The organism is Citrobacter sp. Cf132, from assembly GCF_030333885.1.
Taxonomy (GTDB): domain Bacteria; phylum Pseudomonadota; class Gammaproteobacteria; order Enterobacterales; family Enterobacteriaceae; genus Citrobacter; species Citrobacter freundii.
This window is the reverse complement of record NZ_JAOWFA010000057.1, coordinates 467,810-483,438: the sequence shown is the minus strand read 5'-3', so window position 1 is coordinate 483,438 and position 15,629 is coordinate 467,810. Positions and strand designations below refer to the sequence as shown.

15 protein-coding genes are annotated in these 15,629 nt (G+C 46.0%); 8 read left to right on the top strand and 7 right to left on the bottom strand.

Annotated elements, in window-relative coordinates; genetic code table 11:
• From hisD to hisIE, 7 genes are read left to right on the top strand one after another with little or no spacing between them, the layout of a single operon-like run.
• Nucleotides 1-1,305, top strand: a complete 1,305-nt coding sequence (gene hisD, locus OGV85_RS15610; protein WP_061547721.1) for a histidinol dehydrogenase — start codon at nucleotides 1-3, stop codon at nucleotides 1,303-1,305.
• Nucleotides 1,302-2,381 (top strand): histidinol-phosphate transaminase, encoded by a 1,080-nt coding sequence (gene hisC, locus OGV85_RS15605; RefSeq protein ID WP_061547720.1) that lies wholly within the window; start codon nucleotides 1,302-1,304, stop codon nucleotides 2,379-2,381. The genes hisD and hisC overlap by 4 nt, the downstream gene beginning before the upstream one ends.
• A complete protein-coding gene (gene hisB / locus OGV85_RS15600) occupies nucleotides 2,378-3,445 on the top strand; it encodes a bifunctional histidinol-phosphatase/imidazoleglycerol-phosphate dehydratase HisB (protein WP_061547719.1) in 1,068 nt (355 codons plus the stop codon). The genes hisC and hisB overlap by 4 nt, the downstream gene beginning before the upstream one ends.
• Nucleotides 3,445-4,035 (top strand): imidazole glycerol phosphate synthase subunit HisH, encoded by a 591-nt coding sequence (gene hisH / locus OGV85_RS15595; protein WP_001103544.1) that lies wholly within the window; start codon nucleotides 3,445-3,447, stop codon nucleotides 4,033-4,035. Before hisB ends, hisH begins: the two co-directional genes overlap by 1 nt.
• Nucleotides 4,035-4,772 (top strand): 1-(5-phosphoribosyl)-5-[(5-phosphoribosylamino)methylideneamino]imidazole-4-carboxamide isomerase, encoded by a 738-nt coding sequence (gene hisA / locus OGV85_RS15590; protein WP_061547718.1) that lies wholly within the window; start codon nucleotides 4,035-4,037, stop codon nucleotides 4,770-4,772. Before hisH ends, hisA begins: the two co-directional genes overlap by 1 nt.
• On the top strand, nucleotides 4,754-5,530 hold the full coding sequence (gene hisF / locus OGV85_RS15585; RefSeq protein ID WP_019077116.1) for an imidazole glycerol phosphate synthase subunit HisF: 777 nt from the start codon (nucleotides 4,754-4,756) through the stop codon (nucleotides 5,528-5,530). Before hisA ends, hisF begins: the two co-directional genes overlap by 19 nt.
• Complete coding sequence (gene hisIE, locus OGV85_RS15580; RefSeq protein ID WP_003030122.1) at nucleotides 5,524-6,135, top strand: bifunctional phosphoribosyl-AMP cyclohydrolase/phosphoribosyl-ATP diphosphatase HisIE; 612 nt, start codon at nucleotides 5,524-5,526, stop codon at nucleotides 6,133-6,135. Before hisF ends, hisIE begins: the two co-directional genes overlap by 7 nt.
• A 55-nt stretch (nucleotides 6,136-6,190) precedes the next feature.
• Here the strand turns inward: hisIE and wzzB are convergent, their stop codons facing one another.
• A complete protein-coding gene (gene wzzB, locus OGV85_RS15575) occupies nucleotides 6,191-7,174 on the bottom strand; it encodes an LPS O-antigen chain length determinant protein WzzB (RefSeq protein ID WP_061547717.1) in 984 nt (327 codons plus the stop codon).
• A 399-nt stretch (nucleotides 7,175-7,573) separates the two neighbouring features.
• Here wzzB and OGV85_RS15570 point away from each other — a divergent pair, with 399 nt between their 5' ends.
• A complete protein-coding gene (locus OGV85_RS15570; RefSeq protein WP_061547716.1) occupies nucleotides 7,574-8,578 on the top strand; it encodes an NAD-dependent epimerase in 1,005 nt (334 codons plus the stop codon).
• A 59-nt stretch (nucleotides 8,579-8,637) separates the two neighbouring features.
• Here the strand turns inward: OGV85_RS15570 and ugd are convergent, their stop codons facing one another.
• From ugd to OGV85_RS24435, 6 genes are all read right to left on the bottom strand, one after another.
• Entirely contained in the window at nucleotides 8,638-9,804 is a 1,167-nt protein-coding gene (gene ugd, locus OGV85_RS15565) for a UDP-glucose 6-dehydrogenase (RefSeq protein WP_003030115.1), read from the bottom strand.
• A gap of 198 nt (nucleotides 9,805-10,002) precedes the next feature.
• A complete protein-coding gene (gnd, locus tag OGV85_RS15560) occupies nucleotides 10,003-11,409 on the bottom strand; it encodes an NADP-dependent phosphogluconate dehydrogenase (RefSeq protein WP_061547715.1) in 1,407 nt (468 codons plus the stop codon).
• Nucleotides 11,410-11,496: 87 nt separating this feature from the next.
• A complete protein-coding gene (locus OGV85_RS15555; RefSeq protein ID WP_061547714.1) occupies nucleotides 11,497-12,420 on the bottom strand; it encodes a glycosyltransferase in 924 nt (307 codons plus the stop codon).
• Nucleotides 12,417-13,520, bottom strand: a complete 1,104-nt coding sequence (gene glf, locus OGV85_RS15550; protein ID WP_061547713.1) for a UDP-galactopyranose mutase — start codon at nucleotides 13,518-13,520, stop codon at nucleotides 12,417-12,419. Before glf ends, OGV85_RS15555 begins: the two co-directional genes overlap by 4 nt.
• A 4-nt stretch (nucleotides 13,521-13,524) precedes the next feature.
• The gene (locus OGV85_RS15545; protein WP_061547712.1) at nucleotides 13,525-14,547 is read right to left on the bottom strand and encodes a glycosyltransferase family 2 protein; all 1,023 of its coding nucleotides are present in this window, start codon (nucleotides 14,545-14,547) and stop codon (nucleotides 13,525-13,527) included.
• Entirely contained in the window at nucleotides 14,535-15,629 is a 1,095-nt protein-coding gene (locus OGV85_RS24435; protein ID WP_061547711.1) for an EpsG family protein, read from the bottom strand. The genes OGV85_RS15545 and OGV85_RS24435 overlap by 13 nt, the downstream gene beginning before the upstream one ends.

Sequence of the window (15,629 nt, the reverse complement as noted above, 5' to 3'; positions counted from 1 at the left end):
ATGAGCTTCAATACCCTGATTGACTGGAATAGCTGTAGCCCCGAGCAGCAACGCGAACTGCTGATGCGCCCGGCTATTTCCGCCTCGGAAAGCATCAGCCGTACGGTGGCCGAGATCCTTGAGAACGTCAAAAATAACGGCGACCGGGCGCTGCGTGAATACAGCGCGAAGTTTGATAAAACCGAGGTCGGCGCGCTGCGCGTCACCGAGGAAGAAATCCAGCAAGCCAGTAGTCGCCTGAGCGACGAACTGAAACAAGCTATGCAGGTGGCGGTGCGTAATATTGATACTTTCCACACCGCTCAGATCCTGCCGCCGGTGGATATCGAAACTCAGCCGGGTGTGCGCTGCCAGCAGGTTACCCGCCCTATCGCTTCCGTGGGCCTGTATATTCCTGGAGGTTCGGCGCCGCTGTTCTCTACCGTATTAATGCTGGCGACCCCGGCGCGCATCGCCGGCTGCAAAAAAGTGGTGCTGTGCTCACCACCGCCGATTGCCGATGAAATTCTCTACGCCGCGCAGCTGTGTGGTGTAAAAGAGGTGTTTAATGTGGGCGGCGCGCAGGCCATTGCCGCGCTGGCGCTGGGCACCGAATCTATTCCTAAGGTCGATAAAATCTTCGGGCCGGGCAATGCGTATGTGACCGAAGCCAAACGCCAGGTCAGCCAGCGTCTTGACGGCGCGGCGATCGACATGCCTGCTGGCCCGTCCGAAGTGCTGGTTATCGCCGACAGCGGCGCGACGCCGGACTTTGTTGCCTCTGACCTGCTTTCTCAGGCAGAACACGGCCCCGACTCGCAGGTTATCCTACTGACGCCAGACGCTACGCTTGCCGAAGGCGTTGCCAAAGCCGTTGAACGCCAGCTGGCTGAGCTTTCCCGCGCCGACACCGCCCGCCAGGCGCTCGCCGCCAGCCGACTGATTATCGCCAAAGATCTTGAACAGTGCGTGGCCATTTCTAACGCCTACGGTCCAGAACACCTGATTATTCAGACTCGCAACGCACGTGAACTGGTTGATGAGATCACCAGCGCCGGTTCGGTGTTCCTCGGCGACTGGTCGCCGGAATCCGCAGGCGACTATGCTTCTGGCACCAACCACGTTCTTCCGACCTACGGCTATACCGCGACCTGCTCAAGCCTTGGGCTGGCTGACTTCCAGAAACGGATGACTGTACAGGAATTAACCCCGCAAGGTTTCTCTGGCCTGGCCTCAACCATTGAAGTACTGGCCGCTGCTGAACGACTGACTGCCCACCAAAATGCCGTTACCCTGCGCGTTAACGCCCTGAAGGAGCAAGCATGAGCACTGACAACTTTCTCAGCGTCACTGATTTAGCCCGTAAGAATGTTCGCGAATTAACGCCCTATCAGTCTGCCCGTCGTCTCGGCGGTAACGGCGATGTCTGGCTCAACGCGAATGAATATCCCACCGCCGTGGAGTTCCAGCTCAGTCAACAAACGCTAAACCGCTACCCGGAGTGTCAGCCGAAAGCGGTGATTGAGAATTACGCGCAGTATGCTGGCGTCAAACCGGAGCAGGTGCTGGTCAGCCGCGGCGCAGATGAAGGGATCGAGCTGCTGGTGCGCGCGTTTTGCGAACCCGGTAAAGATGCCATTCTCTACTGCCCGCCGACTTACGGCATGTACAGCGTCAGCGCCGAAACGATTGGCGTCGAATGCCGCACCGTTCCGACCCTTGATAACTGGCAGCTGGATTTGCAAGGCATCGCGGACAAGATTGATGGCGTGAAGGTGGTCTACGTTTGCAGCCCTAATAACCCAACCGGCCAGTTGATTAACCCGCAGGATCTGCGTTCACTGCTCGAAATGACGCAGGGTAAAGCTATTGTGGTCGCTGATGAGGCCTATATTGAGTTTTGCCCGCAGGCCACGCTGGCAGGCTGGCTGTCTGAGTATCCGCATCTGGTGATATTACGCACGTTGTCAAAAGCGTTTGCTCTCGCCGGTTTACGCTGCGGGTTTACGCTGGCGAATGAAGAGGTTATCAATCTGCTGTTAAAGGTGATTGCCCCTTACCCACTCTCTACGCCAGTAGCGGATATCGCCGCCCAGGCACTGACGTCGCAGGGGATTTCCGCCATGCGCCAACGCGTAGAACAGATCCTGGAAGAACGTCAGTACCTGGTGGAAAACCTGAAAACAATTCGCTGTGTAGAGCAGGTTTTCGAGTCTGAAACCAACTATGTTCTGGCGCGCTTCACTGCCTCAAGCAGCGTATTTAAATCTTTGTGGGATCAGGGCATTATCTTACGAGATCAGAATAAACAACCTTCGTTAAGCGGCTGCCTGCGAATTACTGTCGGAACCCGTGAAGAGAGCCAGCGCGTCATTGACGCCTTACGTGCGGAGCAAGTATGAGCCAGAAGTATCTTTTTATTGACCGTGATGGAACCCTGATTTCCGAACCGCCAAGTGACTTTCAGGTCGATCGCTTTGACAAACTCGCCTTCGAGCCGGAAGTTGTTCCCGTTTTGCTGAAACTGCAAAAAGCAGGTTTTAAGCTGGTTATGATCACTAACCAGGATGGACTCGGAACACAGAGTTTCCCACAGGCTGATTTTGACGGTCCGCATAACCTGATGATGCAAATTTTCACCTCTCAGGGTGTGACATTTGATGAGGTACTGATTTGCCCGCACCTGCCAGCGGACGAGTGCGATTGCCGTAAGCCAAAAGTGAAGCTGGTTGAACAGTATCTGGTTGAACAGGCCATGGATATGGCGAACAGCTACGTGATTGGCGATCGGGCAACCGATATTCAGCTCGCTGAAAACATGGGCATTAGCGGAGTACGTTACCATCGCGACACCCTGAACTGGGCAATGATCGGCGAGCAGTTGACCAAACGTGACCGCTACGCACACGTTGAGCGTAATACTAAAGAAACGCAGATTGACGTCAAAGTCTGGCTGGACCGCGAAGGCCGTAGCAAAATCAATACCGGCGTTGGCTTCTTTGACCACATGCTGGACCAAATCGCCACCCATGGCGGTTTTCGCATGGAGATAGCCGTCAAGGGCGATCTATATATAGACGATCACCACACAGTTGAAGATACCGGTCTGGCGTTGGGTGAAGCCTTAAAGCTGGCATTAGGCGATAAACGCGGCATCAATCGTTTTGGTTTTGTGCTGCCGATGGACGAGTGCCTGGCGCGTTGCGCACTGGATATTTCCGGCCGCCCGCACCTGGAGTACCGCGCGGAGTTTACCTACCAGCGCGTTGGCGATCTGAGCACGGAGATGATCGAACACTTCTTCCGTTCACTCTCTTACACTATGGGCGTCACCCTACACCTGAAAACCAAAGGCAAAAATGACCACCACCGTGTGGAGAGCCTGTTTAAAGCCTTTGGCCGTACGCTGCGTCAGGCAATTCGTGTAGAAGGCGACGCGCTGCCCTCCTCAAAAGGAGTGCTGTAATGAATGTGGTGATTCTGGACACCGGTTGCGCCAACCTGCATTCGGTAAAATCCGCCGTCGCACGCCACGGATACGACCCGGTTGTCAGCCGTGACCCGGACGTGGTGCTGCGCGCCGATAAACTATTTCTGCCGGGCGTAGGCACCGCGCAGGCGGCTATGGACCAGTTGCACGAGCGCGAACTGATTGAACTGATTAAAGCCTGTACGCAACCGGTACTGGGGATCTGTTTAGGTATGCAACTACTGGGCCGTCGCAGCGAAGAGAGTAACGGTGTCTCCCTGCTGGGCATTATTGAGCAGGACGTCCCGAAGATGACCGATTTCGGTTTACCGCTGCCACACATGGGCTGGAATCGCGTCTATCCACAAGCGGGAAATCGTCTGTTCCAGGGCATTGAAGATGGCGCGTATTTCTACTTTGTACACAGTTACGCTATGCCGGTAAACCCGTGGACCATCGCCCAGTGCAATTACGGCGAACCGTTTACCGCGGCAGTACAAAAGGACAATTTCTTTGGCGTGCAGTTTCACCCGGAACGTTCGGGCGCAGCTGGGGCGCAGTTGCTGAAAAACTTTCTGGAGATGTAATGATTATTCCGGCATTAGATTTAATCGACGGCACGGTGGTGCGTCTTCATCAGGGCGATTACGCCAGGCAACGTGATTACGGTAACGATCCTCTCTCCCGTTTGCAGGATTACGCATCCCAGGGGGCCGAAGTACTGCACCTGGTTGATTTAACCGGCGCGAAAGACCCGGCGCAGCGGCAAATCCCGCTGATCAAAACGCTGGTCGCTGGCGTCAATGTTCCGGTACAGGTTGGCGGCGGCGTGCGTACGGAAGCTGACGTGGCGGCGCTGCTTGACGCTGGCGTGGCGCGCGTGGTGGTGGGTTCGACGGCGGTAAAATCCCCCGAAGAAGTCAAAAGCTGGTTTGCTCGTTTTGGTGCCGATGCGCTGGTGCTGGCACTGGACGTTCGTATTGACGAGCGCGGGAACAAACAGGTAGCGGTTAGCGGCTGGCAGGAAGATTCCGGGGTTTCACTGGAAGAACTGGTTGAGACCTATTTACCCGTCGGCCTGAAACACGTGCTGTGCACCGATATTTCCCGCGACGGTACGCTGGCAGGCTCAAACGTCGCGCTGTATGAAGAAGTATGCGCCAAATACCCGCAGGTGGCGTTTCAATCATCTGGTGGTATTGGTGGAATCGAGGACGTAGCGGCCCTGCGCGGGACCGGTGTTCGTGGTGTTATCGTCGGACGAGCCCTGCTGGAAGGTAAGTTCACCGTTGAGGAGGCCATACAATGCTGGCAAAACGCATAATTCCCTGTCTGGACGTTCGCGATGGACAGGTGGTAAAAGGCGTCCAGTTCCGTAATCATGAGATTATTGGCGACATTGTCCCACTGGCAAAACGTTATGCCGATGAAGGCGCAGATGAACTGGTGTTCTACGATATCACCGCTTCCAGCGATGGCCGCGTAGTGGATAAAAGCTGGGTATCACGCGTGGCGGAAGTTATCGATATTCCGTTCTGTGTTGCCGGTGGCATTAAATCCATCGACGATGCGGCACGTATCCTCTCTTTCGGGGCGGACAAAATCTCCATCAACTCCCCGGCGCTGGCCGAACCGGAACTTATCACCCGTCTGGCGGATCGCTTTGGCGTGCAGTGCATCGTGGTGGGCATTGATACCTGGTATGACGCCGAAACCGGCAAATATCACGTTAATCAGTATACCGGGGATGAAAGCCGTACCCGCGTCACGCAATGGGAAACACTGGACTGGGTGCAGGAAGTCCAAAAACGCGGCGCGGGCGAAATCGTCCTGAACATGATGAATCAGGACGGCGTACGTAATGGTTATGACCTGGAACAGTTGAAAAAAGTACGTGACGTTTGTCACGTCCCGCTGATTGCCTCCGGCGGAGCGGGCACCATGGAACACTTTCTCGAAGCCTTCCGGGATGCCGACGTTGACGGCGCGCTTGCCGCCTCCGTCTTCCACAAGCAAATCATCAATATTGGCGAATTAAAAGCGTACCTGGCAACACAGGGCGTGGAGATCAGGATATGTTAACGAAGCAACAATGCCGCGAGCTGGACTGGGAAAAAACCGACGGGCTGATGCCAGTCATCGTGCAGCATGCGGTTTCCGGTGAAGTATTGATGCTGGGTTATATGAATCCGGAGGCGCTGGATAAAACGCTCGAAAGCGGCAAAGTGACCTTTTTCTCGCGGACTAAGCAGCGCCTGTGGACCAAAGGAGAAACATCCGGTCACTTCCTGAATGTGGTGAGCATTGCGCCTGACTGCGACAACGACACTCTGCTAGTGCTGGTTAACCCGATTGGTCCAACCTGCCATAAAGGCACCTCAAGCTGCTTTGGCGACACCAGCCACCAGTGGCTGTTCCTGTATCAGCTTGAGCAACTGCTGGCCGAACGCAAAACCGCTGATCCAGCCAGTTCCTACACTGCGAAACTGTATGCCAGCGGCACCAAACGCATCGCACAGAAAGTGGGTGAAGAAGGCGTAGAAACCGCTCTGGCCGCGACGGTGAACGACCGTTTTGAGCTGACAAATGAAGCTTCTGATCTGATGTATCACCTGCTGGTGCTGCTGCAAGACCAGGACCTCGACCTGACGACGGTGATTGAGAATTTACGTAAGCGTCATCAGTAATCTGCAGACGTAAAAAAACCGGGCAGAGCCCGGTTTTTTGTTGTCAGCTTTAGACTTACTCAGCTTTGACTTTGTAACCACGCAGAGCATTTCGCCCCAGCACTACGCCTGCACCAATCATCCCACCGAGCAGAAACGCCAGCACGAGGGTAATCGCTTTTTTCGGGCTGTCACGACGAATCGGTAACGTTGGTTTCATCACATAGCGGTAGGCGTGTAACTCAGCCCCTTCAAGCTTAAGACTTTCAATATCCAAAAGCTTTTGCTTGGTCTGGAAGTAGTTATCAGACAATATCAAAGGACGTGTAGATTCGTGCTCAATCATGGATTTCAGGGCATCACTACCCAACAGGAACATACTGTCCTGCGTCACATCCTGCGTCTGCTGAATTTGCGGCTTAGTCACCCCGGCCTGCTCTGCATAACGCAGCGCTTCCTGAATTTGCTTAATTCGCAGATCTTTTTGCTCCTGCGCGACCACTTCCTGAGTTTTCAGAGAGTCTTGCAACGTGGTTGTTTGCAACTTGATATTATCAACCAGGTCAAGCTCCAGCTCTTTAGCAACCTTTTCATCTGTTTGTTGAATGTATTCAGCCAGTTGACGCTGAGCGTCTTCAGGTGAGCCACCCACATAAGAAACCGCTAACGGCAGCGGTTGACCTTTCACAGACTGTTCAATTAACAGTTTCTGTGGTTCTTCCTGATTATCAAGCGTTTCAGCCAATGCAGAGAAAGAGGTACTGAAACGACCAACCACGTTTGTCTGCAGTTCAGTAACCTTGGGAGCGCTGGCACCATACAACACATTGAGGGCGTTGTTATATGTGGCGATCTGACCAACATCCGGTTGAGTAATAATGGCTGTTGAGGTCCATTTCTCCTTAGCAACTGTCAAATAGACCACAGCAAGCACTATGGCAATAACAATCGCGATAACGATTGTTACTTTCCCACGCCACAACTGTACCAGTAAATCAATCAGATCAATCTGTTCCGGATCGTGACTGCGCCCGGACATGTTGTTATCACTTACAGACATAGAAACCCTAGATAAGGAAAGACTTAAACTGGGATTAGTTTAGCTATAAATTGAGGCAATGCCATAGGATTAATGATAAAAAAATCAAATTGTTTCTGGGATTTTGATTGATATTTCAATCACTACTGAAAATCGATACGATTAAATAAGAGTGTAAATACTCAAAGAACATCTTCATGCGCAAAAAACCATCAACAGACAGGTTTCATGCCCGCTAATCGTTATACTTTACAATTCATTTTTTTGAATTCATATCGTGAATACTTACCGTCTAACCAGTAAAAATGGTTGGCGTAAATAATATAACAATTAGCTTTTTTACCATCTAACGGTATCATTCCACTTTTTAGTAGCACCTGTTGGCGACTGGCTATTATTTAGCCAAAAAGAGGAATAAACATGAAATACTTGGTTACGGGTGCCGCTGGTTTCATCGGCTTCCACGTTAGCAAACGCCTCCTTGAGGCTGGCCATCAAGTAGTCGGTATTGATAACCTGAACGATTACTACGACGTCAGCCTTAAACAAGCTCGTCTGGAATTACTTGCACAGCCTGGTTTCCAGTTTCATAAAATTGATTTAGCCGACCGCGAAGGCATGACTGAACTTTTCGCATCCGGGCATTTTGAGCGTGTGATCCATCTCGCAGCACAGGCTGGCGTACGATATTCACTCGAAAACCCGCATGCCTACGCAGACTCAAATCTCACAGGCTTTCTGAACATACTGGAAGGGTGTCGCCATAATAAAATTCAGCATTTACTCTACGCATCCTCCAGTTCAGTTTACGGCCTGAATCGCAAAATGCCTTTCTCAACGGATGATTCCGTTGATCACCCCGTATCTCTGTATGCGGCAACCAAAAAAGCCAACGAACTGATGGCCCATACTTATTCCCACCTGTACGGATTGCCCACAACCGGGTTGCGTTTTTTCACCGTTTACGGTCCGTGGGGTCGACCGGATATGGCGCTGTTCAAGTTCACCAAAGCGATGCTGGAAGGGAAGAGTATTGACGTCTATAACTATGGCAAAATGAAGCGTGACTTTACCTATATTGATGATATCGCAGAAGCAATCATTCGCCTGCAGGATGTCATTCCACACGCAGACACACAATGGACCGTTGAAACAGGCACCCCAGCAGCCAGCATTGCGCCCTGGCGCGTCTACAATATCGGCAATAGTTCACCGGTTGAGCTAATGGACTATATCCAGGCTTTGGAAGATGCTCTGGGTATTGAAGCGAAGAAAAACATGCTACCACTACAGCCAGGTGATGTACTGGAAACCAGCGCAGACACTAAAGCACTGTATGAGGTAATTGGTTTTAAACCTGAAACCACGGTTAAAGATGGGGTGAAGAACTTTGTTGACTGGTACCGTGATTTCTACAAAGTTTAATTACTGACCTGATTAAAATAAAAAAGGCCTTATATAAGGCCTTTTTTATGGAGACGAGATTAATCACTACCAAACAAATCGCGGGTATAAACTTTATCGGCAACATCAGCTAATTCTGATGTCATGCGGTTAGAAATAATAATATCTGCTTCATTTTTGAACGCATTAAGATCACGCACAACTCGGGAATGGAAAAATTCATCCTCTTCCATGACCGGTTCATAGATAATAACGGGCACGCCCTTTGCCTTAATGCGCTTCATGATGCCCTGAATCGATGATGCCCGGAAATTATCGGAACCACTTTTCATGATCAAACGGTACACGCCAACCACCTTAGGCTTACGCGCAAGAATAGAATCTGCAATGAAATCCTTACGCGTACGGTTCGCATCAACGATCGCGCCAATAATGTTATTCGGCACAGACGCGTAGTTAGCCAGCAACTGCTTAGTATCTTTCGGCAGACAGTAACCACCATAGCCGAATGACGGGTTGTTGTAGTGATTACCGATACGCGGATCCAGGCACACACCTTCAATAATCTGCCGTGAGTTCAAGCCAAGACTTTCTGCATAGCTATCCAGTTCGTTAAAGTAGGCCACACGTAGCGCCAGGTAGGTGTTGGCAAACAGCTTGATGGCTTCGGCTTCAGTCGAGTCGGTAAACAGCGTCGGAATGTCTTTTTTAACCGCACCTTCCTGCAGCAACGCGGCAAAACGCTCGGCGCGTTCGGAACGTTCACCAATAACGATACGGGACGGATGCAGGTTGTCGTATAGCGCACGGCCTTCACGCAGGAATTCTGGCGAAAAGAAAATATTGTCGATACCCAACTGTTCTTTAATGGAGTTCGTAAAGCCAACCGGAATCGTTGATTTAATTACCATCACCGCATTTGGGTTAATTTCGACCACATCGCGGATCACTGACTCGACGCTCGAGGTGTTAAAGTAATTAGTTTTCGGATCGTAATCAGTCGGTGTCGCGATAATAACGTAGTCCGCGTCGCGGTAAGCATCATACTTATCGGTCGTTGCACGGAAATTCAGCTGTTTTGTCGCCAGATATTCTTCGATCTCCTTATCAACGATCGGCGATTTTTTCTGATTCAGCATCTCGACCTTCGTCGGAACGATATCCAGAGCGACCACTTCGTGGTGCTGGGCAATCAGAATACCGTTCGACAAACCTACATAACCTGTTCCTGAGATAGTTATCTTCATTCGCTGTGTAACTTCTTCCGGTTGAACATTTGAGGGTGAACACGCTGCCAACAACGTGGCGCATCGGCTCTGCATTGCGCCAGTATATCGTGATTTGCTACAACACCGGATATCGGACCTGACTGAATCCCATTTTTTGGCAATAAAAAAGCCCGGAGGAGCGCTCCGGGCCTGGATTCACAGTTAGACTAAATCAGATTAATCCAGCCATTCGGTGTGGAACACACCTTCTTTATCAGTGCGTTTATACGTGTGCGCACCGAAGTAGTCACGCTGGGCCTGGATCAGGTTAGCCGGCAGTACCGCAGAACGGTAGCTATCGTAGTAGGCTACTGCTGCAGAGAAGGTCGGTACCGGAATACCGTTCTGCACAGCGTAAGCCACTACATCACGCAGCGCTTGCTGATATTCATCTGCGATATTTTTGAAGTACGGTGCCAGCAGCAGGTTCGCGATGCCTTTGTTTTCAGCATAGGCGTCGGTGATTTTCTGCAGGAACTGCGCACGAATGATGCAGCCCGCGCGGAAGATCTTCGCGATTTCGCCGTAGTTCAGATCCCAGTTGTATTCGTCAGATGCGGCTCGCAGTTGAGAGAAGCCCTGGGCATAAGAGACGATTTTGCCCAAATACAGCGCCCGACGGACCTTCTCAACAAACTCTGCTTTATCACCAGCCAGTTTAGCCTGCGGGCCAGACAGCACTTTAGATGCCGCAACGCGCTGGTCTTTCAGAGAAGAGATGTAGCGAGCGAATACGGATTCGGTGATCAGCGACAGCGGTTCGCCCAGATCCAGAGAGCTCTGGCTGGTCCATTTACCGGTGCCTTTGTTCGCCGCTTCGTCCAGGATCACATCAACAAGGTATTTACTCTCTTCGTCTTTCTTGGTGAAGATATCTTTGGTGATGTCGATCAGATAACTGCTCAACTCGCCTTCATTCCACTCGGTGAAAGTAGTTGCCAGCTCTTCGTTAGACAGATTAAGGCCGCCTTTCAGCAGGGAATAGGCTTCAGCAATCAGCTGCATATCGCCGTATTCGATACCGTTGTGGACCATCTTCACATAGTGACCTGCACCATCCGCACCGATATAGGTCACGCACGGTTCGCCATCTTCAGCAACCGCGGCAATCTTGGTCAGGATAGGAGCAACCAGTTCGTACGCTTCTTTCTGACCACCAGGCATGATGGATGGGCCTTTCAGTGCGCCCTCTTCACCGCCGGAAACACCGGTACCGATGAAGTTGAAGCCTTCGGCTGACAGTTCACGATTACGACGAATGGTGTCCTGGAAGAAAGTGTTACCACCATCAATGATGATGTCGCCTTTATCCAGATACGGCTTCAGGGAATCGATGGCAGCATCGGTGCCAGCACCCGCTTTCACCATTAACAGGATACGACGTGGGGTTTCAAGAGACTCGACGAACTCTTTCACCGTGTAATAAGGAACCAGTTTCTTACCCGGGTTCTCGGCAACAACTTCTTCAGTTTTCTCGCGGGAGCGGTTGAAGATGGAGACGGTATAACCACGGCTTTCGATGTTGAGCGCCAGGTTGCGCCCCATCACTGCCATACCGACGACGCCGATCTGTTGCTTGGACATTACATACTCCTGTCAGGTGACTTTTATTGATTCTCTCAGAGAGTTTATAAGCTACATACCTTCGATTCAAATCAATTGAGGGCCGTGCTAATTTTTTTTTCTCGGCTTGTACAAATCAGTATTAGCTAGTTTTTTTGAATCTCTAATTGCTGCACAAATAGTCCCTATCTGTACAAAATCGAAACGTAAGAACGATAAAAATGAATATCCCAAAACCAGGATGTAGGGTTTAAATTTCACAAAGCTGTTTTCACCGTAGATTGAATGTATATAGAATAAATTACGCAGCATAAAATAGCCTTTCCATGACCTCAAATCATTACGCTGATTATTTATCAGTAATCTTGTGGCTTTCGCCTTACTTGAGCAAAAAATTTTATATCCTAGTTTCCTTGCTCTTATAGAAAAATCAAGATCATCATAAAAAATAAAAAAATTAGGATTCGGATATCCGACATCTTGAATTACTTTCTTAGAAATCAAAGGTCCCTCAAAAGGAACCCCATGTAATTCTATGATAGAATCGCTTGTCAAGCCGTCATAACAATCGAGCACCGATTTAGTTTTTGGATTCAAATTGAAAGGATTCTTAAGATCATATTCAACCGGAGATAACTCAGCACAAGAGCCATCAAGGTTATATCGCATGGGTTGAACGATCCCAACGCTTTCAATATTTACTTTAAGCAACTCTTCTAAACAATTCGGTTCAGGGAGGCAATCGTCATCCATTACCCATATATAGTCATACGGGTAATCTTCAGCAATGGTAAAACCAGCATGAAAGCCACCAGCCCCCCCCAAATTACTACCAGTGTTATGATACACTATATTATCAAACGATAATTTAAACAAAGCAACAATTTCAGAAGTATTATCTTGACTATTATTATCAACAATTATTATCTTTGAAACATGCTTTGTTTGATTAAGCACACCATGGACTACTTTCTTTAACAATTCGGCTCGATTGAATGTAACAATAATACACACAACTTCGTTTTCGCTCATATTCCAAGCTCCAAATCCACAGCTTTCAGCGCAGAAGAAATGACTTGGTGCATATCATAGTATTTATATTCTGCCAATCTACCACCGAATATTACACAAGGACATTGCTCTGTTTCGGATTTATATTTAGAATAAATCCTGTTATTTTTTGAATCATTGACGGGATAATATGGTTCGTCTCCAGAAACAAATTCCTTTGGAAACTCTTTAGTAATTACCGTCTTTGGTTGCATCCCAAATTCAAAATGTTTATGTTCAATTATACGAGTAAATTCATATTTGCTATCTATATAATTTACAACGGCATTACCTTGAAAGTTATCAATATTATAAATCTCGTTCTCAAACCTCAAGCTTCTATACTCTAGAGCGCCGTGCTTGTAATCAAAGAATTTATCTATAGGTCCTGTATATACTATTTTATTAGCATTGGTTAACCACATATCTTTATCATCAAAAAAATCAACATTTGTTTCGCAATTAATACCATCCAATAGTTTATCAATGATTTCATTGTATCCACCAATAGGGATCCCTTGATATTTATCAGTAAAATAATTGTTATCGTAAGTGAACCTAACAGGGAGTCTCTTGATAATGAATGCAGGGAGATCTTTGCAACTTCTTCCCCATTGCTTCTCAGTGTATTCTTTTATTAATAACTCATAAACATCTCTGCCAACTAACGATATAGCCTGCTCCTCCAAATTTGAAGGCACCTCATTACATAGTTCTGCTCGTTGAGAAGCAATTATTGACATTGCCTCTTGAGGACGACTAACCCCCCATATCTTATTAAACGTATTCATATTAAAAGGTAAATTATAAACTTCACCTTTGGATATTGCGATTGGAGAATTTGTAAATCGGTTAAACTCTGTTAATTTGTTTACATATTCCCATATGTTTTTATCATTTGTATGAAATATATGGGCGCCATATTTATGAACATTAATATCCTCTATTTTCTCACAATATATATTACCTCCTACATGAGAACGTTTTTCAATTATTTTAACATTAAACCCGCGCTTATTCATCTCATATGCAAAAATAGCACCAAAAAGACCAGAGCCGACGATTAAATAATCAACCTTCATATCATCACCTAAATGTAGAGAGTGTATTTTTTAGCCACAAATGTATTTTTATTAACGGCTTTGCACCTAACAGCAAGTAAACGGACGTACGTCCAAAAATTTTAAGCAATAAAAACGGAGAATTTTTTATTGAAAATGAAATTTTATCATTGCTAAAATCAAAATTATTTATATATATGTGTGAAATTCTATTCATATTTCGTATACAATGCTTTAATGGTAATCTTAAAGTAATCAAACACAATGTAAAAAATTGTGAAATAATTATTTTTCGAATAAACGTTGAAGTGGATTTGCTATAAATAAACTCCACACCTTTTAACAAATCCATATATTTATCATCTTGCTGCGATGTAATTGAACCTTTTCTTTGTCTGTAACCGTAAAGTACTAAATCAAGATGTTTGATAACTTTTGCAGAATCAAGAATAAGTGGAACTAGTGCAACGTCTTCATAATACAACCCTTTAGTAAATTGTATTTCATCGAAACATTTTTTAGAATAGATTTTATTCCACGCAACCAAAGCACCGTCTAAATAGAAATTAAGGTCAACATTATGCAAATGATCATTAAGTTTTTTCGGTGCAAAGGAATATGACTCTAAAGCCGTTGTGCCCATGCCAAAAAATTTTTTAAACTCAAATGACATAACATCGAATTCATTCTGTATTAGTATACTCACGACCACATTGATAAATTCAGGATTAACTATATCATCAGAATCAATAAAGCTTATATATTTACCTCTTGACCGTTGTATACCGTAGTTCCTTGCATCGGATAAACCACCATTTTGTTTAACATATGCCCTAATATACGATGCTTTTCCAAGATAAGAATTTATAACCGCTTGACTATTATCAGTGCTACCATCATTAATTATTAATATTTCGATATAGTTCTCGGCATCTTTGCTGATGTTTCTAAGCAATGATTCGAGACATAATTGAAGATATTCCTCAACGTTATATACAGGTATAATTATTGATAACAATTTTTCATCATTTATCTTTAGATTGGACATACTTTACCAAAAATGCAGAAGTTAAAATAATACTTATAGTTTGGGATTTCAGAGATATTTGAACCAATATATATATTAAATAGAGCAAGAATCATTATAGCTATGATATAAAACGGCAATATAAAATTCGGTCTAAACTTAAAGGATATTTCATATATCGTGGCAAATACAATAATAATACTAACTGGCTTTAAAAAATCACTTAATCGTGCAAAAATAAGCGCATCCATTGACATTAATCGTAATAATATAAAACAATATACCAACCTTAACAACATCTCATATCTTCGTGGAAGATTGAGAATTGAGATCCCAAGTATAACTAAAGTAACAAAAGTTGTAGCCAATGTGTAGAACTTTTCCAACCCTACCTTAGGCGTAAAAAACTCTGAGTTGAAATAAACTGAGAACCTACTATTACTAACTAGCAACAAAACCTTAATTAATTCCGAAAAAAGATTAAAGAATGAAAGTAACGCTAATACCGGAAAAAGAAAAAGCATAAATTTAAAATTTAATTTTTTAATCACAAAATAAACAGGAAATAAAAAAATACTTGCTGAATGGAATAAAAAAGCAAAAAAGAAACACAAATAAAAAACAATTGTCCTTTTATCTTTGATAAAGGCATAACAAAGGAATAAAGCTGAAAGAGACGAGCGAATCTGATTTAAACTCAAAAAAAAGTAAAATGAATAAAAAGAAAAAACTAACCCTATGATATATATTCTTCTGTTTTTAACATCATAATTTACAACTATATATTCAAATATTTTATAGAGCAAAAAAACGGTTAACAATGAGTAAATTATAAAAATACATTGTTCATTACCTCCAACGTCATAAAACAATCGAGATAATGACTTATATGTCATATCAAGATAGACATCATTGTCTTCCTGAACCAAATAAAAATAATCTTGATATGACGTAAAATCAAATCCAACATTATATCTAAAGGCTGAAATAATAAATAGAGGAAATAATGTTAAAAACAACTGTACTTTAGTATTAAAATTAAAGGTTCCTATATAATATGCAAAGATATAAAAACCTAATGAAAATATGATCAAAGTTATCAT

Coding starts and splice junctions, on each gene's coding strand:
- hisD (WP_061547721.1), top strand. CDS start 1: ATGAGCTTCAATACCCTGATTGACTGGAATAGCTGTAGCCCCGAGCAG.
- hisC (WP_061547720.1), top strand. CDS start 1,302: ATGAGCACTGACAACTTTCTCAGCGTCACTGATTTAGCCCGTAAGAAT.
- hisB (WP_061547719.1), top strand. CDS start 2,378: ATGAGCCAGAAGTATCTTTTTATTGACCGTGATGGAACCCTGATTTCC.
- hisH (WP_001103544.1), top strand. CDS start 3,445: ATGAATGTGGTGATTCTGGACACCGGTTGCGCCAACCTGCATTCGGTA.
- hisA (WP_061547718.1), top strand. CDS start 4,035: ATGATTATTCCGGCATTAGATTTAATCGACGGCACGGTGGTGCGTCTT.
- hisF (WP_019077116.1), top strand. CDS start 4,754: ATGCTGGCAAAACGCATAATTCCCTGTCTGGACGTTCGCGATGGACAG.
- hisIE (WP_003030122.1), top strand. CDS start 5,524: ATGTTAACGAAGCAACAATGCCGCGAGCTGGACTGGGAAAAAACCGAC.
- wzzB (WP_061547717.1), bottom strand. CDS start 7,174: ATGTCTGTAAGTGATAACAACATGTCCGGGCGCAGTCACGATCCGGAA.
- OGV85_RS15570 (WP_061547716.1), top strand. CDS start 7,574: ATGAAATACTTGGTTACGGGTGCCGCTGGTTTCATCGGCTTCCACGTT.
- ugd (WP_003030115.1), bottom strand. CDS start 9,804: ATGAAGATAACTATCTCAGGAACAGGTTATGTAGGTTTGTCGAACGGT.
- gnd (WP_061547715.1), bottom strand. CDS start 11,409: ATGTCCAAGCAACAGATCGGCGTCGTCGGTATGGCAGTGATGGGGCGC.
- OGV85_RS15555 (WP_061547714.1), bottom strand. CDS start 12,420: ATGAGCGAAAACGAAGTTGTGTGTATTATTGTTACATTCAATCGAGCC.
- glf (WP_061547713.1), bottom strand. CDS start 13,520: ATGAAGGTTGATTATTTAATCGTCGGCTCTGGTCTTTTTGGTGCTATT.
- OGV85_RS15545 (WP_061547712.1), bottom strand. CDS start 14,547: ATGTCCAATCTAAAGATAAATGATGAAAAATTGTTATCAATAATTATA.
- OGV85_RS24435 (WP_061547711.1), bottom strand. CDS start 15,629: ATGATAACTTTGATCATATTTTCATTAGGTTTTTATATCTTTGCATAT.